This window comes from Mesorhizobium sp. WSM4306, assembly GCF_007003975.1.
Lineage (GTDB): Bacteria > Pseudomonadota > Alphaproteobacteria > Rhizobiales > Rhizobiaceae > Mesorhizobium.
The window spans coordinates 1-22,712 of record NZ_VFTC01000050.1; the positions used below are offsets into that span (position 1 = coordinate 1).

Sequence of the window (22,712 nt, forward strand, 5' to 3'; positions counted from 1 at the left end):
TCAGGTGACGTGAACAATCACCAGCCTGCCATGACCGCCCTCTCTCAGCGAATTTGCAGAACTCTCAGTACACTACCCCGCCTTCGCCGAGCCACCTCTCCCCCCTCCGGAGGGAGAGGAAGGGAGCCCGCCTTGCTAAGCTCGCGCCATTCCTCCCCCGTCGATCGGGGGGTCCGAGGACGGGCGAGACCCGTGGCTCGCCCCGGCAGGGTGTCGAGCGAAGCTCGACGGAGTGGGGGTCGACCTGCGCGGGGCGTGGTTAATTCGGGCGGGATTTATCACCTGCTATGTTATGACCCCACCTCAATAACAGCCTTGATCAGCCCGGATTTCTCATGCGCCCAGCGGGCGAGATCGTGCGGCGTGCCGGCCAGCGTGGTGCGATGGGTGACGAGTTTCGTCAGCGGCACGGCGCCGTTGCGGATGGAGGCGGCGACGTGGTCGAAGTCGGCCTTCAGCGCATTGCGGCTGCCGACCAAGGTCATCTCACGCTTGTGGAATTCCGGATCGGAAAAGACGATGTCGTCCTTGACGACGCTGACCAGAACCAGCATGCCGCCATGCGCGACGTGGGCGAAGGCAGATTGCACCGAGGCGGTGTTGCCGGTGGCGTCGAAAACCACGTCGAAGCCTTCGGCGCCGGTTGCATCGCGCACCAGTTCGGCTGCCGCTTTTTGCGAGCCGTCGAGCGTGGCGAAGCCGAGTTCGCCTTTGGCAAAATCCAGCCGCTCCGTGCTCATGTCGAGCAGGCTGACATTGAGCCCGGCAATGCGGGCGAAGATCGCCGTGCCAAGCCCGATCGGCCCTGCGCCGATGACCAGTGTGCGGGCGCCTGACTCGCCCCGCGCGCGGCGCACGGCATGCGCGCCGATGGCCAGGAATTCGACAGCCGCGGCGTCGGCCAACGACAGGCCGTTTGCCGGATAAAGATTTTCAGCCGGCACCAGGATCTGCTCGGCCATGGCGCCGTCGCGGTGCACGCCGAGCACTTCGATCCGCACACAGCAATTGGGCTTGCCCTGCCGGCAGGCGATGCATTTGCCGCAAGCGAGATAGGGGTTGATAATGACGGGCTCGCCGACGGCGAGTTCGACGCCTTCACCGGCCTCGACGATGGTGCCCGACACTTCATGGCCCATGATGCGCGGGTAGGCGAGGAACGGGTGCTTGCCCTCGAAGATGTGGTAGTCGGTGCCGCAGATGCCGACATGACTGACCGCCACCAGCGCCCAGCCGGCAGGCGGTGCGCCAGGTGCGGCGCGGTCTTCCAGGACAAGCTCGCCGGGCGAGCGGCAGACGACGGCTTTCATGCTTCAATCCAGTCTCTCATGAAATCGCCGGCCCGTTTCCATGACAGGGCCGGCGATCGATTTCGGTTTGTCGCTACTTGCCGCCGCGGCGGCGCAGGCCGTCGAAATAGACGATGACGATGATCAGCACGCCAGTGATGATGCGCTGCCAGAAGGCGTTGACGTTGAGCAGGTTGGCGCCGTTGTTGATGGTGGCAAGGATGAAAGCGCCGAGCAGCGGGCCGTGCACCGAGCCGACCGCGCCGAACAGCGAGGTGCCGCCGATGACCGAAGAAGCGATGGCCTGCAATTCCCAACCCTCGGCTTGCGTCGGGTTGCCAATGCCGATGCGCGAGGCCAGCAGAACCCCGACGAACGCCGCGCAAAGGCCCGACAGCGTGTAGGCCATGTAGATGGTGCGCTGGACATTGACGCCGGACAGGCGCGAGGCCTCGGCGTTTGAGCCGACCGAAAAGAGATAACGGCCCCAGCGGCTGTGATGCAGGAAGACGTAGGCCGGAATGCCGACCAGGATCACCATCCAGAACAGGTTGGGGACGCCGAGGAAGGAGTTGCGCGAGAATTCCTGGAAGGCATCGTTGTTGATGGAGATCGAGTTGCCGTTGGTCATCAACAGGCCGATGCCGCGCAAGGATGTCAGCGTTGCCAGCGTGATGATGAATGGCGGCAGGCCCATCTTGACGATGCCGAAGCCGTGGAACAGGCCGATGGCGACGCCGACCAGCAAAGTGATCAGGATGGCAAGGAAAACCGGTATGCCGGCATTGATAAGCATCGCGGCGATGACGGTGGCGAAACCGACCACAGCGCCGACGGAAAGATCGATGCCGCCGGTGATGATGACGAAGGTCTGGCCGACGGCCAGGATGGCGATCATCGAACCTTGACGCAAAAGGTTCGAGATGTTGTTGGCCGAGGCGAAGCTCGACGTTGCCAGCGACAGGATGACCCACAACAGCACCAGCAGTGCCAGCAACGTCAGCCCGAACAGGGCGTTATAGTTGCGCTTGGATTTTTCGGCGGGGATAGCCTCGGTGCTCATATCTTTCCTCCCGGCTTTTCTTGTTTCTCGGCGAGCGCCTGTGTGAGAATTTCCTCGTGATCGGCGGTGCGGAACCCATGTGTGGCCACCAGCTTGCCGCGGCGGAACACGTGCAGCGTGTCGGCCAGTTCATAGACTTCCGGCAGGTAGGACGAGATCAGGATGATGCCGGCGCCCTTCGACAAGAGCGCGCTGAACAGGCGGTAGATCTCGGCCTTGGTGCCGACATCGACGCCGACCGTCGGCTCGTCGAAGATGAACAGCTTGGCGCCATGCGCCAGCCATTTGCCGATGACGATCTTCTGCTGATTGCCCCCGGACAGGCTGGATGCAAGCGCATGGCGCGTCGGCGTCTTGATCCTGAGATCGGCGATCTGGCGGTCGGCCTGGGTCTTTTCCTGCGCGGCGGAGATCAGGAGGTTGTTCGAGATGCGCTTGTAGATCGGCAGGTTGAGATTGAGACCGACAGGCAGATTGAGACATAGGCCCTGGTCGCGGCGGCTTTCCGGCGCCAGCGCCATCCCGAGCTTGATCGCGTTATGCTCGGAATTGATGTGAACCTGCTTGCCTTCCCAAAAGACCTGACCGGCGGACTTGTGATGGCGGCCATAGACCGTGGTGACGAATTCGCTGCGCCCGGCGCCGATCAGGCCGTAGAGCCCGACGATCTCGCCGGCGCGGACCGTCATCGACACGTTTTCGAAGCCCTTGCCGGACAGGCTCTTCGTCTCGATGATCGCGGCGCCAGGAGTAAAATGTTCCTTGTGGTAGATCTGCTCAATCGAGCGGTTGATCATCATTTTGACCAGCTCGGCATCGTTGGTCTCGGCGATGTCGCGGGTGCCGACCAGCGTGCCGTCGCGCAGCACCGAAACGCGGTCGGCGAGCTCGAAGACTTCCTCCATACGGTGGCTGATGTAGATGATGGTCACGCCTTCACCCTTCAGCCGGCGGATCAGGGTGAAGAGCTGGTCGGCCTCCTTGCGGGTCAAGTAGGCGGTCGGCTCGTCGAAGATCAGGAATTTGGTGCCCCGCACGGTGGCGCGGGCGGCGGCGATCAGCTGCTGCTGGCCGATGGTCAGATCACCCAATGTGACATGCGCCGGCAAGTCGAAGCCGAGATCGTCGATGATCTTCTGCGCCTCCTTGACCATGGCGCGCTGCTGCAGGATGCCGAAGCGGGAATTCTCCTCGCCGAGGAACATGTTGGCGGCGACGGTGAGATGGCGGCAGAGCACGACTTCCTGGTGCACCGCGTTGATGCCAAGCGCCATCGCCTCATGCGGGGTCGCCAGCGCCGCCGGTTTGCCCTCCCAGATGACCTCTCCGGAGGTGCGCGGGATGACGCCGGTCAGAAGCTTGATCAGGGTGGATTTGCCGGCACCGTTCTCGCCGACGATGGCGTGGATCTCACCTGACTTGAAGGCGAGGTTCACCGGCTTCAGCGCATGCGTACCGGGATATCGTTTTTCCAGTCCGCGCAATTCGAGGATCGTCCTGCCGGGCTCCAGCACCGGGTGTGGATGCAGTTCCTGCACCGTCGACGTCATGACAATCCTCCCAGATTGGCCTCACGATTGGCACGCGGCGAGGCTGTGTGACCGTCTTTTCATGCAGCCTAGCCAAAGCCGGCTGATTGCCAAGCCGCTTGTGGCGGCGGTCGTTTCCGGGGCACGATGCCCCGGAAACAATTCGGGATGCGATCGCTCAGAGCTTCGGATTGAGCAGCGCGTCGATCTTCGGGTCCTTCATGTTGTCCTTGGTCACCAGATTGGCGCCGGTGTCGACGTTGGCCTCCACCTTCTCGCCCTTCGAGGCTGCGAGCGCCGTCTTGATGCCGTCATAGCCCATCCGGTACGGATCCTGGACGACGAGGCCGGAAATGACGCCATCGTTGAGGAACTTGATCAGCTTCTCGTCGCTGTCGAAGCCGATCAGCCCGACCTTGCCGGCAAGGTTGTTCTCGGCGATCGCCTGGCCGACGCCCTGCGCCATGATCAGGTTGGACGCGAAGATGCCCTTCAGATCCGGATTGGCGGTGATCAGGTCGGTGGCGATGTTGAGGCCGGTGGTGGCCTGACCGTCGGCGTATTTGTCGGCGATCAATTCGAGGCCTGGATATTTGGCCTTGAGCTGTTCCTTGAAGCCCTGGGCGCGCTGCTCGAGCGAGCCGGCGCCGGGAAGCGCGGTGATCAGCGCAACCTTGCCCTCGACCTTGCCGCCATTGGCGGCGCCGATGGCCGCTGCGAGACCGTCAGCGGCGACGCGTCCGCCCTGTACATTGTCGGTGGTCAGGAACGAGGTGAAGGCCTTGGAGTCGGCGCCGGAGTCGATGCCGATGACCTTGACCTTGGATGCGGCCTCGTCGATCGGCTTGCCGAGCGCCTTGGCTTCGGTCGGCGCGATGACGACGGCGGCCGGGTTGCCGGCGACGGCGTTCTCGAGGATCGAGATCTGGCCGTTGACGTCGGTCTCAGCCTGGGCGCCTAGTTCCGGCACATTGACGCCGAGATCCTTGCCGGCCTTGCGGGCGCCGGCAAGAACGATCTGCCAATAGAAGGACGTGGTGTCCTTGACGATGATCGGAATGGTCACATCCGCCGCCGAAGCCGGCGCCGAGTGCAGCGCGCCGGCAAGCATCGAGGCGGCTGCAAGCGCAACAAGTGAACGGCGGTTGAGAATGCTGGTCACGAATTTCATTAGGAATCCTCCCTAGATCGCCCGGTGAAGGTTACGGAAGCTCCATTCGGATAGGCGTGGGCCAAACAGAACTTTATCAATAAAAAACAGTTGCCGCTTTTTGATAGTGCATCGATCCAGCCGACGCAAGCGGTGTTTCATATCGGCCTGCGCATGGCTCGGCGGAGAAGCCTCCTTGCCGATCCTCAATGCCACGTCCAGACGCTCCCGATCCTCCTTGATTGTTATGGAATATTAATTCCATCATCTAGTCAATATGGAATGTTCATTCTTTCCTGAGAATCACGTGATCGTCGTCATCCGAGTTCCTGAACGACGGTGTAAGGAGCATATTTTGCGAATTCCGTTTGCGGCACCTCGACGTCGAACAGGTCGAGATTGCGTGTCAGATTGGCGGCTTTGGCTGTTCCGGTCAGTACGCTGGCCACGACCGGTTCGTGCAACGGGAACTGCAGCGCGGCCGCCGCCAGCGGATAGCCACCCTCGGTGGCGATTTTCTCCATCGCGCCGACGCGCTCGAGTATGTCCTGCGTCGCCGGCAGATAGTCGAAATGAGCGCCATGTACGGGGCCGGTCGCCAGGATGCCGGAGTTGAAGACGCCGCCGATGATCAGCGAAGTCTGGCGCTGCCGGCAGAGCGGCAAAAGGTCGGCCTCGGCCGAGCGATCGAGCAGCGAATAACGGCTGGCGAGCAGGATGCAGTCGAGCGGGGCTTCGCGCAGCACGTCGAGGCAGATTTGCACCTCGTTGACGCCGAGCCCGTAGGCGGAAATGACGCCGGACGATTTCAGCTCTTCCAGCGCCTTCAAGCCGCCATCCATCAGCTGGCGAAAATGCACTTTCGTCTTCTCGACACCATGCGTGTAGGTGCCGATGTCGTGAACAAACAGGATGTCTATCCGGTTTAGCCCGAGCCGCGCATAGGAGAACTCGACCGAGCGCATGATGCCGTCATAGGAATAGTCGTAGTCGAGCGCGAAAGGCAGCGGATCGACATAGGAATGATCGGGAACCTGATCTTCCGGCACGGGGCGAAACAGGCGCCCGACCTTGGTCGACAGCACATAGGAGTCTCGCGGCTTGTAGCGCAGGAAATCACCGGTCCGCCGTTCCGACAGGCCGAAGCCATAGAAGGGCGCGGTGTCGAAATAGCGCAGGCCGGCCTCCCAGGCGGTCTGCAGCGTCTCCATCGCCGCCTCGCGCGGGCAGGCCCGGTAGAGGCCGCCGATCGCCGCCCCGCCGAAGCTTATCTCGGTGACCTCGAGCGCAGTCGTGCCGATGCGGCGTTTGTCCATCCAAAGCCTCCCCTTGCGGACTCACTTTTGCTGCCCGCAGTTTTTGGTCAGTGTTTTAGAGCGTTGCGCCGAGGTGCCACGGCACGAACTCGTTGTCGCCGTAGCCGAACGCCTCGCTCTTGGTCTTGCGGCCCGACGCCGTCTCGACGATCAGTTCGAAGAGCTCACGGCCCATGCCGGCGATGGTCTTTTCACCCGAAGCGATGACGCCGCAATTGACGTCCATGTCCTCTTCCATCTGGTGGTACATGGTCGAGTTGGTGGCGACCTTGATCGACGGCGTCGGCCGGCAGCCGAAGCAGGAGCCGCGCCCGGTGGTGAAGACGATGATGTTGGCACCGCCCGCCACCTGGCCGGTCGCCGAGACCGGGTCGTAGCCGGGCGTGTCCATGAACACCAGGCCGCTGCCGGTGACCTTCTCGGCGTAGCCGAAGACGCCGTTGAGTGGCGTCTGGCCGCCCTTGGCAACCGCGCCCAGCGACTTCTCCAGAATGGTGGTCAGGCCGCCGCGCTTGTTGCCGGGCGAAGGGTTGTTGTCGATCGAGGCACCATGCTTGGCGACGTGATCTTCCCACCACTTGACGAAACCGTCGAGCTTCTTGGCGATCTCCGGCGTTGCCGCGCGATAGGCGAGCAGATGCTCGGCGCCATAGATCTCCGTCGTCTCGGACAGGATGCCGATGCCGCCAACGCCGGCCAGGATGTCGACGGCCGCACCAAGTGCTGGATTGGCCGTGATGCCCGACATGCCGTCGGAGCCGCCGCATTGCAGGCCGACGACGATCTCGCTGACCGGGATCGGCTCACGCTGCAACTGGCCGACTTCCTCGGCGATCTCGGCGAGCACGCCCATCGCCTTCTCCACCGATTTGCGCGAGCCGCCGGCGTCCTGGATGTTGAAATGGCGTTTTCCGGCGGCCGCACCCTTTTGGCCGTAAAGGGTGAGCTGGTTGACCTCGCAGCCGAGGCCGACCATCAGCACGCCGCCGAAATTCGGATGGCGGGTATAGCCGGCGAGCGTGCGGTGCAGCACCATCATGCCGTCGCCGGTGGCGCTCATGCCGCAGCCCTGCCCGTGGACGATCGGTACGAAGCCGTCGATCCCCGGATATTTCGGCAAGAGCACGCGGTTGGCCTCGTCGGCAATGGCGTGGCAGACGGTGGCCGAACAATTGACGCTGGCAATGATGCCGATGAAGTTGCGGGTGCCGGCGCGCCCATCGGCGCGCCGGTAGCCCATGAAGGTGCGGGCGCGATCGGCTTCCGTCGCGTGCTCAGCCTCGCTTGGCGGCACCACCGGCAGGCGGCCGCTCTCGAAAACCAGATTGTGCGAATGGACGTGCTCGCCGGGCGCGATGTCCTGCGTCGCGCGGCCGATCGCCTGCGCATACTTGACCACCGCTTCGCCGGCAGCGATAGGCTTGATCGCCACCTTGTGGCCGGGCTCGATCAAGGCCGTGGCGACGGCGCCGCCGGGCAGAGCGGAGCCGATCTCGATGCGGCCATTGGCGACCGCGACATTGTCGGCGGGGGACAGAAGAATGCTGTTCGAGGCGTTCACGGGCAGTTTCCTGGGTCTGTTCCTGGGGGGATGCGCGGATTGACACGCGTCTGTTTCCATATAATGTCTTTTATCGGGAAAAAACATTTGTGCGTCAATTGTTTTTTCAGGAGGAGACCATGCATCCGATGGAAGCGTGGGTTGTAGGGAGCCGCGTCTGACACGCAAAGCGTTTTGCTTTGCCGGGTCATGCGCAAGAAAACATCTATGATACCGCGCTTCAAGCCAGCCGCAGCAAGCGCCGGCGCGCAACGGGGCAGGGATGTCGAAGAGCAACAACGTCTACAAGGATGCTTACAACAGGGGTCTGCGGCTGCTCGATGAAACGCAGAGCCTGCCGTCCGAGCCGGAGTTGGGCACTCTGCTCGGCGTCAGCCGCACCACCGTGCGCACCATTCTGGCGCGCATGGAAGAGACCGGGCTTATCGCCTGGAACAAGCGCAGCAAGACCGTGCTCAGGGCGCCGAAGCCGGACGATTTCTTCCCCGAGGAGGAGACCGACACGCTGGCGCAGATCATCGAGCGCTCGTTCATGCGCAGGCTGCTCGCCGGCGGCGCCGAGGCCGGCATGCAGATCAACGAGCTCGAACTGGCGCGCGAGATCGGCGTCGGCACCACCAGCGTGCGCGAATTCCTGATCCGATTCTCCCGCTTCGGCCTGATCGAGAAGCGGCGCAACAGCCACTGGGTGCTGAAGGGTTTTACGCGCGCCTTCGCGCTCGAACTCACCGAAATCCGCGAGATGTTCGAGATACGCTCGGCGGCGGCCTTTGCGGCGCTGCCGCAAGACAGCCCGGTGTGGGCCGATCTCGACAGCCTGGAGGACGAGCACCGGCTACTGGCCAGCGAGATCACCACCCGCTTCAACGAATTCTCGGAGCTCGACGAGCGCTTTCACCGGCTGATCCACCGCGCCTCGCACAACCGCTTCATCGTCGATTTCTACGACGTCATCGCCATGATCTTCCACTACCACTACCAGTGGAACAAGGCGCAGGAGCGCGAGCGCAATGAAGTCGCGGTGAGCGAGCATCTCGCCTATATCGCGGCGCTGAAATCGCGCGATCTCGGCAAGGTCGACGTTGCCTGCCGCAAACATCTGAAGTCGGCGCGCAACACGTTGCTGACCTCGATTCCGGAAACCCGTCGGATCGCTTCTTAACGCGCCGCGTTGCCGCAGCGATGATTTGGCGATTTTCGGGCCGCATAGCGCGTGCTAGGTATCTGCTGTTGCTGCGTGAAGAGGCAGGTTCTTGAACATCCGGCGCCAAAGATGGAGCATAACGGCCGCGTTTGTCGCGGGTTGTGTATTGCTGCTCCAGTCGACGCTCGGCGCCTTTGCTTTCGGCACGGCGCCGCATGTCTCGCAGCTCGACGCCTTCGGCAACGTCATCTGCACCCATGAGGGAGCGGTCCAGCTTCCCGGCGGCGATCCGCACCAGCAGCATATGCCGGCATGCTGCATGCTTGGCTGCAGCATGGCCTCGGTTGCCTATGCGCCGCCGCCCGGTGTCGGCATCGGGCCGGTCAGCCTGTCCTTCGAGACCGTGGCTTTCGTGCTTGCTTCTGTCAGGCATCCCGATGTTACGCGCGAACGTTCTCCGGCCAATCCGCGCGCGCCGCCGCTTACGGCCTGAAAACGGCGGCATCTCGCGTAACCTGCGCGAGCGCCAATCATCCAATCACCGACATCGTTCGCGACCGGCAACGGCGCGACCTCATATTCATGGAGTTTCCCCATGTCCCGTTTTCTTCGTGCCGTCGCATTGCGTCGCAGCACGTCTTTCTGCCGCACGATCGAGCAGCGTCTCGGCAGCGCCGTCTTCGCCTTCGCGCTGTTGCTCGTCGGCGCCCACTCCGTCCTTGCGCATGAGTTCAAGGCCGGCGACATCGAGATCGAGCATCCCTGGTCGCGTGCCACGCCGGCCGGCGCCAAAGTTGCCGGCGGCTACTTCACCATCGTCAACAAGGGCAGTGCGCCGGACCGGCTGCTGTCGATTTCCTCCGACATTTCGGCAAAGGCCGAACTGCATGAAATGGGGGTGAAGGACGGCGTCATGACCATGCGCCCGGTCGAAGGCGGTCTGGAAATCCCGGCCGGCGGCAAGGTCACGCTCGGTCCGGGCGCCTACCACATAATGTTCATGGATCTGAAGCAGCCGCCCAAAGAGGGCCAGATGTTTGCCGCCACCCTGACCTTCGAGAAGGCAGGAACAGTAGCCGTCGAGTTCGCCGTGCAAGCCATCGGAAGCGCACCGCCCCAGGAAGACAACGACTGACCAACTATTGCCAGGCGATTTTCGAGAGGGACTATCATGAACAAATATCTTTTGCCGGCTGCTGCGTGTCTCGTCCTGGGGACAAGTGCCGCCTTCGCCCATATTACGCTCGAGACGCAGGAGGCCGCGGTCGGCTCGACCTACAAGGCCGTGCTGCGGGTGCCGCATGGCTGCGACGGCAAGGCGACGATTGCCGTGCGCGTGCAGATCCCGGAAGGGGTGATCGCGGTGAAGCCGATGCCGAAGCCCGGCTGGACGCTGCAGGTCAAGAACGGCAAGTACGAGAAGTCCTACCAGCCCTATGGCGAGGCGGTGACGTCGGGCGTGAAGGAAGTCGACTGGAGCGGCGGCAACCTGCCGGATGAATTCTATGACGAGTTCGTCTTCCGCGGCACGCTGGCCGCCGATCTGCCGGCCGGCCAGAAGATCTATTTTCCGGTGGTGCAGGAATGCGAAGGCGCCACCACGCGTTGGATAGAGATTCCGGCAACCGGCCAGGATGAGGATGCGCTGGAAGATCCGGCGCCCGGCCTCAACCTGCTGCCCAAGAAGTGATGCATTGGTGGCGCGCTGCTTTTAAGCGGCGCGCCGCTGTTTCGGTAGGTGGCATGAGCGTGGTCTATTTCCAGCGGATAGAACGGACAGTCGGAAGGTGCTTCGGCCTGCTGGCCGCGATCCTGCTTCTTGCCGTCCTCGCCACGCCAAACCAGGCCCTTGCCCATGCGGCGCTGATCAAGGCCGAACCGGCCGACGGTGCGGTACTGGCGCAAGCGCCTGCGCAATTTTCGCTGACCTTCAGCGAGCCGGTGTCGCCGTTGGTGCTGACCCTGGTGCGGCCCGACGGTACGCCTGTCGCGCTGACCTCCTTTCGCCTCGACGACCAGACGGTGGCAATCGACAATCCGCAAAAGCTCGGGTCGGGCACACATGTGTTGAGCTGGCGGGTGATTTCCGCCGACGGCCATCCGGTCGGCGGCTCGGTGCTGTTTTCCGTCGGTGCGCCAAGCCAAGCGCCGGCGGTGGCGGAGGCCGTCGACCTGGATTTGCGGTCAGCGATCTGGACCGGCAAGGTTCTTCTCTACATCGGGCTTTTCCTCGGCGTCGGCGGCGCCTTTGCGTTGACCTGGCTGGCGCAAGGCGTGCGCTGGGGCCAGCGTTTCGTCATTTCCGCAATCCTGTGCGGCCTGGTCGCAGCGCCCCTGTCGCTCGGGTTCCAGGGGCTGGATGCGCTGGGTGCGCCACTCGCCCGGCTGGCGCAACCGGTGGTCTGGCGGACCGGGCTCGGCACCAGCTTCGGCTGGACGGTGCTGATTTCGCTGGCGGCACTCGGGCTTGGTCTTTTGTCGCTGGCCGGGCCGCGCACCGGCGCCAGGCCGCTGGCGCTTGCCGGACTTGTGGGTGTCGGCGCCGCCCTTGCCGCCAGCGGCCATGCGAGTGCTGCCGAGCCGCAATGGCTGACGCGGCCGATGGTGTTCCTGCACGGCGCCGGCATCGCCTTCTGGGCCGGAGCGCTGCTGCCGCTCGGTTTGGCGCTGAACAGCCAATCGGCGGAGGCCGGCGCGTTCCTGCGGCGGTTTTCACGCACGATCCTGCCTGTGGTGGTGATGCTTGCCGCCGCGGGCATCGTGCTCGCCATCATCCAGGTGCAGACGCCAGCGGCGCTGGTCGACACCGCCTATGGCCGGCTGCTGCTGATCAAGCTGGCGCTGCTGGTATTTCTGTTCACGCTGGCGGCGGTCAATCGCTGGCGGCTCACCGCCTTGGCCGAGGCCGGAGCGACGGAAGTGCGGCGCCGGCTCACCCGCTCGATCTCGGTTGAAATGCTGATCGTGCTCCTGATCTTCGGCGTTGCCGCCGGCTGGCGCTTCACGCCGCCACCACGCGCGCTGGCCATCGCCGCTGCGCAGCCAGCGTCGATCCACATCCACGCGCTGAAGGCAATGGCCGACATCGAGATCGCGCCCGGCCATACCGGGGAGGTCACCGCCTCCATCGTCATCATGACCGGCGATTTCGGACCGCTCGACGCCAAGGAGGTGACGCTGGTGCTGTCGAAGCCCGATTCCGGCATCGAACCGATCAAGCGTCCGGCGACCAAGCCCGGCGACGGCACCTGGCGCGTCGACAATCTCGTTATCCCGCTTCCGGGCCGGTGGACGGCGCGGCTCGATATCCTCGTCTCGGACTTCGAGGTGGTGAAGATCGAAGCGCCGATCGATATCCGCGCCGACTAAGCTGCGGGTCGCCTTGTGCGGTTCATTGGTTTTTACTAATGCTTTGAGATGCCCGGGATCGGGGCGATACTGCTGAACAACGACAGGCGCTCTGCTGATGAAGGACAGGAAACTCTCGTGATGATCGAGGCTTTCGCGCTCACGCGCTACGATGTATTCGACGACAAGGTGCTGATATAGTGTCCAACACTATCGGTGCGTCACAGGTTTCGTTCACTAGCAGGGCGGTCGTATTGATCCGCTTTATTGTGAAAGTATGTTGCGGTCTTCTGGTCTTTTCCCTTGTCTGCGGATGCGACCTCACAGGTAAATCAAGCGCGGCGTCGACTTTGACCCGTGAGGAGCGTCTGAAGCTTGCCACAGACGCCTACTTCAAAAACCAATGTAAAAACCAGTGGGCGCTGCTTTGGCCCATGGCGCGAGAAGGCGATGGCGAAGCCCTTTCAGAGCTTGCATTTGAGCTTGGGGGAGGGCTCAAGATGCCGGATTCGGATATGAAAGTTGATATGGGAGTTAGGTCATTTGCCAACGTGCTTGTCATGACGATCTACGCTGCGACAGCGTCAAAATATCCTGACAAGCGCAATCTCTACCACATCTTTGACCCTGCTACATGGAGGAAGGGCGGTGTAACGGTTGTATCCATTCGTTCTGGCCTGATCAGCTATAGCTCAATCAAACCTCCCCCTCCAGTCTCAATGACAAAGTTGAAAAATTGCCTTTCTCAGGCAAACTCCTCGGCTGCTGGCGACAGATGTGTCGCTCAGGCGATCAAATTGGGCCTCATTCCAGGCTTTTCCGAATACAGTAAAGCCATGGATGCAGTCCTGACCACGTACCGTCCAGGGAGCTGCGTTGGTTATCGTCCCTGGTAAGTGGATAATACCCAATGTCAGAACGTCACTTGACCCCCGGGGAGGTCGCGCTTGGCCGCTCCGTCAATGGGATGCAATCGATTACGACAAAGTGCCTGTCACAGATCAAATGTGGCGTGGCCCCCTCCTAAAGTGCGTCGCGTTTGAGCGGATTCAGGCGACGCGCTTTCGGCGAGGCGGTTGACGCGGCGCGAAAGGCCCGTCAATCATCCCGGCAAAACGCGCTCTCAACAAAATCCGAAAGCAGGGAAGAAACGATGGAAAAAGCCGAAATCGGCCTGATCGGCCTTGGCACGATGGGCTCCAACCTGGCGCTCAACATTGCCGAGCATGGGCACCGCATCGCCGTCTTCAACCGCAACAGAGCGCGCACCGATGCCTTCCTCGAAAGCGCCGGCGCGCTCAGGGACAGGGTGGTGCCTTGCTACAGCCTGGAGGAACTCGCCGACGCCATCCGGCCGCCGCGCCCGATCATCATCATGGTGCTGGCCGGCAAGCCGGTCGATGAACAGATCGAAGCGTTGCGCGGCGTACTGTCGGCCAACGACATCGTCATCGATGCCGGCAACGCCAATTTCCGCGACACGATGCGGCGCTTTTCCGAGCTATCGGGCTCGGGCCTCACCTTCATCGGCATGGGTGTGTCCGGCGGCGAGGAGGGCGCGCGCCACGGGCCGTCGATCATGGTCGGCGGTACCGAAGAATCCTGGAAGCGCGTCGAAAGCGTGCTGACCGCGATCTCGGCCAAGTTCAAGGACGAACCGTGCGCGGCCTGGCTCGGCACCGACGGCGCCGGGCATTTCGTGAAAACCATCCACAACGGCATCGAATATGCCGACATGCAGATGATCGCCGAGATCTACGGCATCCTGCGTGACGGTCTCGGCATGGGGCCGAAGGAGATCGGCAAGGTCTTCGAAGACTGGAACAAGGGCCGGCTCGATTCGTACCTGATCGAGATCACCGCCAAGGTTCTGGCCGCCGACGATCCAAAAACCGGCAAGCCGGTGGTCGATATCATCCTCGACCGCGCCGGCCAGAAAGGCACCGGCAAATGGTCGGTTATCGAGGCGCAGCAGCTCGGCATCCCGGCGACGGCGATCGAGGCGGCGGTGGCGGCACGTGTCCTGTCGTCGATCAAGGATGAGCGCCAGGCAGCCGAAAAGGCCTATGGCAATATCGGCGTGACCAAGATTGCTGGCGACAAGGCCGCTCTTTTGAAGGATCTGGAGCTGGCGTTGCTCGCCGGCAAGATCGCCGCCTATGCGCAAGGTTTCGCGGTGATGAGCGGCGCTTCGAAGGAGTTCAACTGGAACCTGCCTATGCCGACCATCGCCAAGATCTGGCGCGCCGGCTGCATCATCCGCTCGCAGATGCTGGACACGATGGCGGAAGCCTTCGGCTCCGGCGGCGCTTCCACCAATCTCTTGATGGCGCCGGCCTTCATCACCATGATGCAGGAGGCGCATCCGTCGCTCCGGCGCATCGTCGCCAAGGCTTCCGAAGCCGGCTCGCCGGTTCCTGCGCTGGCTTCGGCGCTCGCCTATTTCGACAGCTATCGCCAGGGCCGCGGCACTTCGAACCTGATCCAGGCGCAGCGCGATTTCTTCGGCGCGCACGGCTTCGAGCGCATAGGCGAGCAGGGGGCTTTCCATGGACCATGGGGCAGCGGCGCAGGGCATTAACCCCGATAAGACAGAACCTCGCCCGGCTTGACCACGGTCTGCAGTGAGCCAGGTGCGGCTCCGCCGATCCAGCCCAGCACGGCGCGGGCAAGCTCGGTGCCTGCCAGGCGGAAGTCTTCGTTGACGACCAGCAGCTCCCGGCGGAATAGATGCAGCAGTTCCGACGACTGTTTGGATACGACATCGACGTCGCGGCCGAGTTTCAGGCCGGCATCCTCGATGCCGGCGACGATGGCCAGCGTCGCCGCGGCGGCGCTGCTGACGAAACCGTCCGGCCTGACCTCGCGGCGCATCAGCTGCGCGGTCCGCGTCCTGATCTGATCGATCGACTGATCGATCGAAACGGTATTGAACCGCACTTCGCTAGCGTCGACCTCGCCCAGCGCATCAGCAAAGCCGTTGACCGTGTGGCCGTAATAGGTGAGCCCCACAGGCGGTGTCACCAGCGCCAGCCGGCGCCGGCCGATGCCGGCCAGATGGCGCACCGCCTCGGCGGCGAAGGCGTAATTGTCGAAGTCATGATAGGGGTGGACGAGCCCCATATCGGTGCGGCCATGCGTGGCAAAGGGAATGCCGCGCTCCAGCATGTAGCGGGCGCGTGGGTCATTGGGCTGCGTGCGTGAGATAATGACACCGTCGGCCGATCCCGTCTCGACCAGATACTTCACCGGATCCAGCGGATCCTGCGAGCGCGAATAGGGCGTGACGATCAGGTGATAGGGCGTGTCGGCAATGACCTCCGAGACACCGTAGATGATGTCCGAGACAAAGCTCATGATCTCGCGCTCGGTGTTGAGCACCAGGCTGATGACATTGGTCTTGCCGGTCCGCAGGCGCACGCCGGCACGGTTTGGCCGGTAGCCGATCTGCCTGGCGACGAGCTGCACGCGCCGCCTGGTCTCGGCGCCGATCTCGGGCGCATCCTTCAAGGCGCGCGACACGGTGGTGACGCCAAGCCCGGTCATGAAGGCAAGCGTCTTCAGCGTCGGCCGCTCATGCGCCGACACCGCGTCGTCCTTGTCCGTCTCGTCCCTGTCCATTCGTCCCGCCCCATCAGGCGCATAGCAGCCATGGGTTCCGCCGACAACCGCCTTGATGACGATGCGGCGCGGAAGTCGATCTGGTTAACGTCAATATACTGAAACGTTACAGATTGCCAACGTGCTGCCAAATGAGCCTGCCAAGTCATGGTTTTAGCAGGGCTTTCGAGGTCGTGGCGCGGTGAGGCAGATCAGGCTCGGTGACCATTTTCTTGCGTTGCAGCATGATTTTGCAGTGCAGCGCTCAATTCCCTGCGCTTTCCGGCGGATTTCACGAAGAGAATTTATTCGTGCCTCGAAAAAATTTGGAGCCTGCTCTACGCGAGGGGTTGCGCGCACCGCACAATTGCCGTATCGAAAATCTGTAACGTTTCAGATTCTGGGAGGAACCGAAATGCGCTATGGACTTTTGACCGCTGCTTTTGCCGCGACGGCCGCTCTGCAGTTTGCCGGCCCGGCGGCCGCGACCGACCTGGAAGTTACCCATTGGTGGACATCGGGCGGCGAAGCGGCGGCGGTTGCGGAACTCGCCAAGGCCTTCGATGCGACCGGCAATCACTGGGTCGACGGCGCCATTGCCGGGTCCGGCGGCACCGCGCGGCCGATCATGATCAGCCGCATCACGGGCGGCGACCCGATGGGCGCCACCCAGTTCAACCACGGCCGGCAGGCCGAAGAGCTGGTGCAGGCCGGCCTGATGCGCGACCTCACGGACGTCGCCACCAAGGGCAAGTGGACCGAAATCGTGCGGCCGAAGAGCCTGCTCGACAGCTGCACCATCGACGGCAAGATCTATTGCGTGCCGGTCAACATCCATTCCTGGCAGTGGCTGTGGCTGTCGAACGAGGCCTTCGAAAAGGCCGGCGTGCCGCTGCCGAAGGACTGGAATGAATTCGTCGCGGCGGCGCCCGCGCTGGAAAAGGCCGGCATCATTCCGCTCGCTGTCGGCGGACAGGCCTGGCAATCCTCCGGCGCCTTCGACGTGCTGCTGGCGGCCGTGGGCGGCACGGACGCGTTCCTCAAGGTCTACAAGGACAAGGACGCCAAATTCGCCGCAGGTCCCGAGATCGCCAAGGTCTTCAAGGCCGCCGACGATGCCCGCAAGATGGCCAAGAACACCAATGTGCAGGACTGGAACCAGGCGACCAATCTGGTCATCACCGGCAAGGCCGGCGGCCAGATCATGGGCGACTGGGCGCAGGGCGAGTTCCAGGTTGCCGGCAAGGTCGCAGGCAAGGACTACACCTGCCTGCCGGGTCTCGGCCTGAACGAAGTCATCGCCACTGGCGGCGATGCTTTCTACTTCCCGCTGCTCAAGGATGCCGACAAGTCCAAGGCGCAGGAAGTGCTGGCCGAAACGCTGCTCGATCCCAAGACGCAGGTCGCCTTCAACCTCAAGAAGGGCTCGCTGCCGGTACGCGGCGACGTCGACTTGAACGCCGCCAATGACTGCATGAAGAAGGGCATCGCCATCCTCGCCAAGGGTGCCGTCATCCCGTGGACGGACCAGTTGATGTCGCAGGACACCCAGAAGCAGAAGGAAGATCTCTTCGCCGAATTCTTCGCCAAGCCGGACATGACGGTGGAAGAGGCGCAGAAGCGCTTCGCCGACCTCATCGCGGCGGCAGACTGACGTCGGAGGCAATCCACCTCGCTCCCGGCCTTGCCACAAGCAGGGCCGGGACCGCACCGCCCTTACCCAGCCGGCTGACGAGATGAGCAAGAGCGAACGCCCCAACCCGCTGTTCCGCAACCTCAATGCGAAGGTCGCCTCGATCCCGATGATCCTCACCGCGTCGGTGGTCTTCGTTGGCGGCACGTTGTGGACGGTGCTCTATTCCTTCACCAATTCGAAGCTCTTGCCGCGGCTGAATTTCGTCGGGCTCGATCAGTATTACCGGCTGTGGTCGACGCCGCGCTGGCTGATCTCGATCGAGAATCTATTGATCTACGGCGCTATCTCGCTGGTGTTCTCGCTGGTCATCGGCTTTCTGCTTGCCGCACTGCTGGATCAGAAGATCCGTTTCGAGGACACGTTCCGCACCATTTTCCTCTATCCGTTCGCGCTCTCTTTCATCGTCACCGGTCTGGTCTGGCAGTGGCTGCTCAATCCGGATTTCGGCATCCAGCATGTGGTGCGGGACCTCGGCTGGACGAGCTTCAGCTTCGACCCGCTCTATAATTCCAGCATCGTCATCTACGGCATTTCGATCGCGGCGCTGTGGCAAGGCACCGGGCTGATCATGTGCCTGATGCTGGCCGGCCTGCGCGGCATCGACGAGGACATCTGGAAGGCGGCGCGAGTCGACGGCATCCCGATGTGGAAGACCTATCTGTTCATCGTCATCCCGATGATGCGTCCGGTCTTCATCACCACGCTGGTCATCATCGCGTCAGGCATCGTCAAGGTCTACGACCTCGTCGTCGCCCAGACCAGCGGCGGCCCGGGCATCGCCTCCGAAGTGCCGGCGAAGTACGTCTACGACTACATGTTCTTCGCCCAGAATCTCGGCCAGGGCTTTGCCGCCTCGACCATGATGCTGCTGTCAGTGGTGATCGTCATCGTGCCGTGGGCCTATCTCGAATTCGGAGGCAAGAAGCGTGGCTGACCCGGCCGTCACCTTGCCCGCCGGCGCAGGCGCCGTCGGGCGCGAAGCCTTGGGGCCGAGCGGACCAAAGCCACGGCATGTCTTCTCGCGCCGCAACATCTTCCTCTATGGCACGCTGTTCGTGATGGCGGTCTACTATTTGCTGCCGCTCTACGTGATGGTTGTCACTTCGCTCAAGGGCATGCCCGAGATACGGCTCGGCAACATCTTTGCGCCGCCGCTCGAAATTACTTTCGAGCCGTGGGTCAAGGCGTGGGCGACGGCCTGCACTGGCCTCAATTGCGACGGGCTTTCGCGCGGCTTCTGGAATTCGGTGCGCATCACCGTGCCGTCGGTGCTGCTGTCGATCGCGATTGCCTCGGTCAACGGCTATGCGCTCGCCAACTGGCGCTTCAAGGGCGCCGACACGTTCTTCGTCATCCTGATCGTCGGCGCCTTCATCCCCTACCAGGTGATGATCTATCCGATTGTCATCATCCTGCGCGAGATCGGCCTCTATGGCAGTCTGAGCGGGCTGGTGATCGTGCACTCGATCTTCGGCATGCCGATCCTGACGCTGCTGTTCCGCAATTATTTCGCCTCGATGCCGGAAGAGCTGTTCCGGGCGGCGCGCGTCGACGGCGCCGGCTTCTGGGGCATCTTCCTGCGCATCATGGCGCCGATGTCGCTGCCGATCTTCGTCGTCGCCATCATCCTGCAGGTGACCGGCATCTGGAACGACTTCCTGTTCGGCGTCGTCTACACCCGCCCCGACACCTATCCGATGACGGTGCAGCTCAACAACATCGTCAATTCGGTGCAAGGCGTGAAGGAGTACAACGTCAACATGGCCGCAACCATCCTGACCGGCCTCGTGCCACTCATCGTCTACTTCATCTCGGGCAAGCTTTTCGTGCGCGGCATCGCCGCCGGCGCGGTGAAAGGGTGATGGGTATGACAGCAGCCAACGGCACCAGCGTTTCGATCCAGGACCTGTCGCTGCATTTCGGCTCTGTGTCCGTGCTGCAGACGCTCAACCTCGATGTCGCGGAGGGCGAGTTCATCGTGCTGCTCGGTCCCTCGGGCTGCGGCAAGTCGACCTTGCTCAACTGCATCGCCGGCCTGCTCGACATCTCCGACGGTCGCATCTTCATCAAGGGCAAAAACGTCACCTGGGAAGAGCCCAAGGACCGCGGCATTGGCATGGTGTTCCAGTCCTACGCGCTCTACCCGCAAATGACGGTGGAGAAGAACCTGTCCTTTGGCCTGCGCGTTGCCGGCGTGCCCAAAGACGAGATCGCCAAGCGCATCGCCCGCGCCGCAGAGATCCTGCAGATCGAGCCGCTGCTGCAGCGCAAGCCGGCCGCCTTGTCCGGCGGCCAGCGCCAGCGCGTGGCGATCGGGCGGGCGCTGGTGCGCGACGTCGACGTCTTCCTGTTCGACGAGCCGCTGTCCAATCTCGATGCCAAGCTGCGCGCCGAGCTGCGGGTCGAAATCAAGCTTCTGCACCGCAATCTGCAGAACACCATGATCTACGTCACCCACGACCAGATCGAGGCAATGACACTGGCCGATCGCATTGCGGTGATGAAAGGCGGCGTCATCCAGCAGCTCGACGCGCCGCAGACGATCTATAACCGGCCGGTCAACCGGTTTGTCGCCGGCTTCCTCGGCTCACCGGCGATGAATTTCCTCGAAGGGGAGTTGTCGGCGGGGGCTAGCCCGGTGTTCAAGACAGACGGTGTTGCGGTGCCGCTCGAGCGCTATGCCTTCGACGGTACGGAGCGTCCGACCGGCGCCTGCGTGCTCGGCATCCGGCCCGAACACATCGCCTTCGGTGACGCGGCGAAGTCGATGCCGTTTTCCGCCAGCGGTTCCGTCGAGATCGTCGAGCCGATGGGCTCCGACACGCTGGTGTGGACCAAGCTTGGCGGCCGCAACCTTTCGTTCCGCGTCGAGGCGGAAAGGACGCTGCAGAGCGGCGACCCGGTCCAGTTCGGTTTCGATCCGGCGCGCGCCTCGCTGTTCGATGCGGCGACCGGCAATCGCCTGTAATCCGAGAGCCTCATCCCCAAGAAACCATCCTCCCAAGAACGCATCCCCCACGACTTAACCACCCAAGAAACGGATAAAGACGATGAATTGGTCATTCCAACTCTACAGCGCCCGCAATTTTCTGCCCTGGGACGGCATCCTCAAAATGCTGGGCAAGGTCGGCTACAAGGAAGTCGAAGGCTTCGGCGGCGTCTATGACGACCCCAAGGCGTTCCGCGCCGAACTCGACAAGAACGGGCTTGCGATGCCGACCGGGCATTTCTCGATCGATGCGCTGGAGAACGACTTCGACGGCGTGCGCAAAACGGCCGACGCGCTCGGCATCACGCTGGTCATCTGCCCCTATCTCGTGGCCGAACAGCGGCCGGCCGACGCCGCCGGCTGGCGCGGCTTTGGCGAGCGTCTGGCCAAGGTCGGCGAAACGGCAAAAAAGGCCGGCTACGGCTTTGCCTGGCACAACCATGATTTCGAGTTCAAGAAGCTCGCCGACGGCTCGGTGCCGCAGGACCATATCCTGTCGGCCGCACCTGACATCGGCTGGGAGATGGACGTCGCCTGGGTCATCCGTGGCGGCGTCGACCCGCTGCCCTGGATCGAAAAGCACGGCAAGCGCATCAGCGCTGTCCACGTCAAGGACATGGCCAAATCAGGCGAGGGGCTCGACGAGGATGGCTGGGCCGATGTCGGCCACGGCACCATCGACTGGGCCGGCCTGATCAAGGCTCTGCGCGCCAAGACCCCGGCCAAATACTACGTCATGGAACAGGACAACCCCAATGACATCGAGCGCTTCGCCAGCCGCTCGCTCGCTTCTGTCAAGGCTTACTAGGAACAACCATCATGGCAAAGAAACTGGGTATCGGCGTCATCGGCTGCGGCAACATCTCGAAAGCGTATTTCTCGCTGTCGCCGCTGTTTCGCGGCATCGAGATGCGCGCCTGCGCCGACATCAACATGGACGCGGCGAAGGCACGGGCGAAGGAGTTCAAGCTGCGTGCCGAAACCGTCGATGGGCTGCTCAAGGCCGGCGACATCGACATCATCGTCAACCTCACCATCCCGGCGGTGCATTACGAGGTGTCGAAGCAGATCCTCGATGCCGGCAAGCACGTCTACTCGGAAAAGCCGTTCGTGCTGTCGGTCAAGGAAGGGCTCGACCTGAAGAGCCGCGCCGAAAAGAAAGGGCTGCGCATCGGCTCAGCGCCCGACACCTTCCTCGGCGGCGCGCATCAACTGGTGCGCAACCTCATCGACAATGGCACGCTCGGCAAGATCACCAGCGGCACCTGCCATGTGATGGGCCACGGCATGGAGCACTGGCATCCCAATCCGGATTTCTTCTTCCAGCCGGGTGCGGGTCCGGTGCTCGACATCGGACCCTACTACATCACCAATCTGATCCAATTGATCGGGCCGGTGAAACAGGTCGCTGCCTTTGCGACAACGCCGGCCAAGGAGCGGACAATTTCATCGAAGCCGCGTGCTGGTGAAAAAATCCCGGTCAACACCCCAACCACCATCCACGGCCTACTGGAATTCGAGAACGGCGCGGTGATCACGCTCAACACCAGTTGGGACGTCTGGAGCCATGGCCATGCGCCGATGGAACTCTATGGCGAGGCTGGCACGGTCTATGTGCCGGATCCGAATTTCTTCGGCGGCGACGTGCGCATCACCGAGGCGGCCAAGCCGGTGAAGAAACTGCCAAAGTGGAAGCATCCGTTCGGCGTGCCGAACGAAATGCACGGCCAGGGCATGATGGCCAATTACCGCACCGCCGGCCTTGCCGACATGGCGCTGGCGATCGCCGAGGGTCGGCCGCACCGCTGCTCGATGGAGCTGGCGCTGCATGCCGTCGATGTCATGACCGGGCTGTTGCGATCGGGCGAGACCGGCAAGTTCGTCGCCATGCAGACCACCTGCGAGCGGCCTGCCGCGCTCGGCGTCAAGGACGCAAAAGGGCTGTTGGCGAAGCAGAAATGAGGTAGAAGGGTGTCGGCGCGCTCGATCATGCGGTGCGTTCGGGCAAGGCGCTCTATGCCGGCATC

The 22,712-nt window shown here is 62.8% G+C and carries 20 protein-coding genes; 13 read left to right on the forward strand and 7 right to left on the reverse strand.

The genetic code is table 11. The features are described from left to right. Positions 1-290 precede the first annotated feature (290 nt). The 6 genes from FJV77_RS31290 to FJV77_RS31315 all read right to left on the reverse strand — a co-directional run bounded on the left by FJV77_RS31290 (position 291) and on the right by FJV77_RS31315 (position 7,908). Positions 291-1,310 (reverse strand): zinc-binding alcohol dehydrogenase family protein, encoded by a 1,020-nt coding sequence (locus tag FJV77_RS31290; RefSeq protein WP_142870193.1) that lies wholly within the window; start codon positions 1,308-1,310, stop codon positions 291-293. A 73-nt stretch (positions 1,311-1,383) separates the two neighbouring features. Beyond that, positions 1,384-2,352, reverse strand: a complete 969-nt coding sequence (locus tag FJV77_RS31295; RefSeq protein WP_142870194.1) for an ABC transporter permease — start codon at positions 2,350-2,352, stop codon at positions 1,384-1,386. Further along, positions 2,349-3,902 (reverse strand): sugar ABC transporter ATP-binding protein, encoded by a 1,554-nt coding sequence (locus FJV77_RS31300; RefSeq protein WP_142870195.1) that lies wholly within the window; start codon positions 3,900-3,902, stop codon positions 2,349-2,351. Before FJV77_RS31300 ends, FJV77_RS31295 begins: the two co-directional genes overlap by 4 nt. Before the next feature lie 157 nt (positions 3,903-4,059). Continuing rightward, the gene (locus tag FJV77_RS31305) at positions 4,060-5,052 is read right to left on the reverse strand and encodes an ABC transporter substrate-binding protein (protein ID WP_142870196.1); all 993 of its coding nucleotides are present in this window, start codon (positions 5,050-5,052) and stop codon (positions 4,060-4,062) included. Positions 5,053-5,348: 296 nt separating this feature from the next. After that, positions 5,349-6,347 (reverse strand): aldo/keto reductase, encoded by a 999-nt coding sequence (locus FJV77_RS31310; RefSeq protein WP_142870197.1) that lies wholly within the window; start codon positions 6,345-6,347, stop codon positions 5,349-5,351. A 55-nt stretch (positions 6,348-6,402) separates the two neighbouring features. Next, positions 6,403-7,908 (reverse strand): altronate dehydratase family protein, encoded by a 1,506-nt coding sequence (locus tag FJV77_RS31315; protein WP_142870198.1) that lies wholly within the window; start codon positions 7,906-7,908, stop codon positions 6,403-6,405. Positions 7,909-8,170: 262 nt separating this feature from the next. On the opposite strand from FJV77_RS31315, the gene FJV77_RS31320 reads away from it, so the two are divergent. The 7 genes from FJV77_RS31320 (at position 8,171) to gndA (ending at position 14,981) form a co-directional block, all read left to right on the forward strand. Next, positions 8,171-9,070, forward strand: coding sequence for a GntR family transcriptional regulator (locus FJV77_RS31320; RefSeq protein WP_142870199.1), 900 nt, complete (start codon positions 8,171-8,173; stop codon positions 9,068-9,070). Positions 9,071-9,188: 118 nt separating this feature from the next. Continuing rightward, positions 9,189-9,545, forward strand: a complete 357-nt coding sequence (locus FJV77_RS31325) for a DUF2946 family protein (RefSeq protein ID WP_142870212.1) — start codon at positions 9,189-9,191, stop codon at positions 9,543-9,545. Between the two features lie 102 nt (positions 9,546-9,647). Continuing rightward, positions 9,648-10,187 carry a copper chaperone PCu(A)C gene (locus tag FJV77_RS31330; RefSeq protein ID WP_142870200.1) on the forward strand — a complete coding sequence of 180 codons (540 nt, stop codon included), beginning with the start codon at positions 9,648-9,650 and terminating at the stop codon, positions 10,185-10,187. A 36-nt stretch (positions 10,188-10,223) separates the two neighbouring features. Then, positions 10,224-10,742, forward strand: coding sequence for a YcnI family protein (locus FJV77_RS31335; protein ID WP_142870201.1), 519 nt, complete (start codon positions 10,224-10,226; stop codon positions 10,740-10,742). 53 nt (positions 10,743-10,795) lie between these two features. Then, entirely contained in the window at positions 10,796-12,421 is a 1,626-nt protein-coding gene (locus FJV77_RS31340) for a copper resistance CopC/CopD family protein (RefSeq protein ID WP_142870202.1), read from the forward strand. Positions 12,422-12,654: 233 nt separating this feature from the next. Next, positions 12,655-13,296: a hypothetical protein gene (locus tag FJV77_RS31345; RefSeq protein ID WP_142880205.1), complete on the forward strand. Its 642-nt coding sequence runs from the start codon at positions 12,655-12,657 to the stop codon at positions 13,294-13,296. 257 nt (positions 13,297-13,553) lie between these two features. Continuing rightward, positions 13,554-14,981 (forward strand): NADP-dependent phosphogluconate dehydrogenase, encoded by a 1,428-nt coding sequence (gene gndA / locus FJV77_RS31350; RefSeq protein WP_142870204.1) that lies wholly within the window; start codon positions 13,554-13,556, stop codon positions 14,979-14,981. Here the strand turns inward: gndA and FJV77_RS31355 are convergent. After that, complete coding sequence (locus tag FJV77_RS31355; RefSeq protein ID WP_142870205.1) at positions 14,978-16,021, reverse strand: LacI family transcriptional regulator; 1,044 nt, start codon at positions 16,019-16,021, stop codon at positions 14,978-14,980. The genes gndA and FJV77_RS31355 overlap by 4 nt on opposite strands. Positions 16,022-16,415: 394 nt before the next feature. On the opposite strand from FJV77_RS31355, the gene FJV77_RS31360 reads away from it, so the two are divergent. From FJV77_RS31360 to FJV77_RS31385, 6 genes are all read left to right on the forward strand, one after another. Continuing rightward, positions 16,416-17,654, forward strand: coding sequence for an ABC transporter substrate-binding protein (locus tag FJV77_RS31360; protein ID WP_142870206.1), 1,239 nt, complete (start codon positions 16,416-16,418; stop codon positions 17,652-17,654). Between the two features lie 82 nt (positions 17,655-17,736). Next, positions 17,737-18,630: a sugar ABC transporter permease gene (locus FJV77_RS31365; protein WP_142870207.1), complete on the forward strand. Its 894-nt coding sequence runs from the start codon at positions 17,737-17,739 to the stop codon at positions 18,628-18,630. 49 nt (positions 18,631-18,679) lie between these two features. After that, a complete protein-coding gene (locus tag FJV77_RS31370) occupies positions 18,680-19,558 on the forward strand; it encodes a carbohydrate ABC transporter permease (RefSeq protein WP_246691443.1) in 879 nt (292 codons plus the stop codon). 5 nt (positions 19,559-19,563) lie between these two features. Beyond that, on the forward strand, positions 19,564-20,664 hold the full coding sequence (locus tag FJV77_RS31375; protein ID WP_142870209.1) for an ABC transporter ATP-binding protein: 1,101 nt from the start codon (positions 19,564-19,566) through the stop codon (positions 20,662-20,664). A gap of 82 nt (positions 20,665-20,746) precedes the next feature. Continuing rightward, positions 20,747-21,493 (forward strand): sugar phosphate isomerase/epimerase, encoded by a 747-nt coding sequence (locus tag FJV77_RS31380; RefSeq protein ID WP_142870210.1) that lies wholly within the window; start codon positions 20,747-20,749, stop codon positions 21,491-21,493. 11 nt (positions 21,494-21,504) lie between these two features. Continuing rightward, positions 21,505-22,647, forward strand: coding sequence for a Gfo/Idh/MocA family oxidoreductase (locus FJV77_RS31385; protein WP_142870211.1), 1,143 nt, complete (start codon positions 21,505-21,507; stop codon positions 22,645-22,647). Positions 22,648-22,712 lie beyond the last annotated feature (65 nt).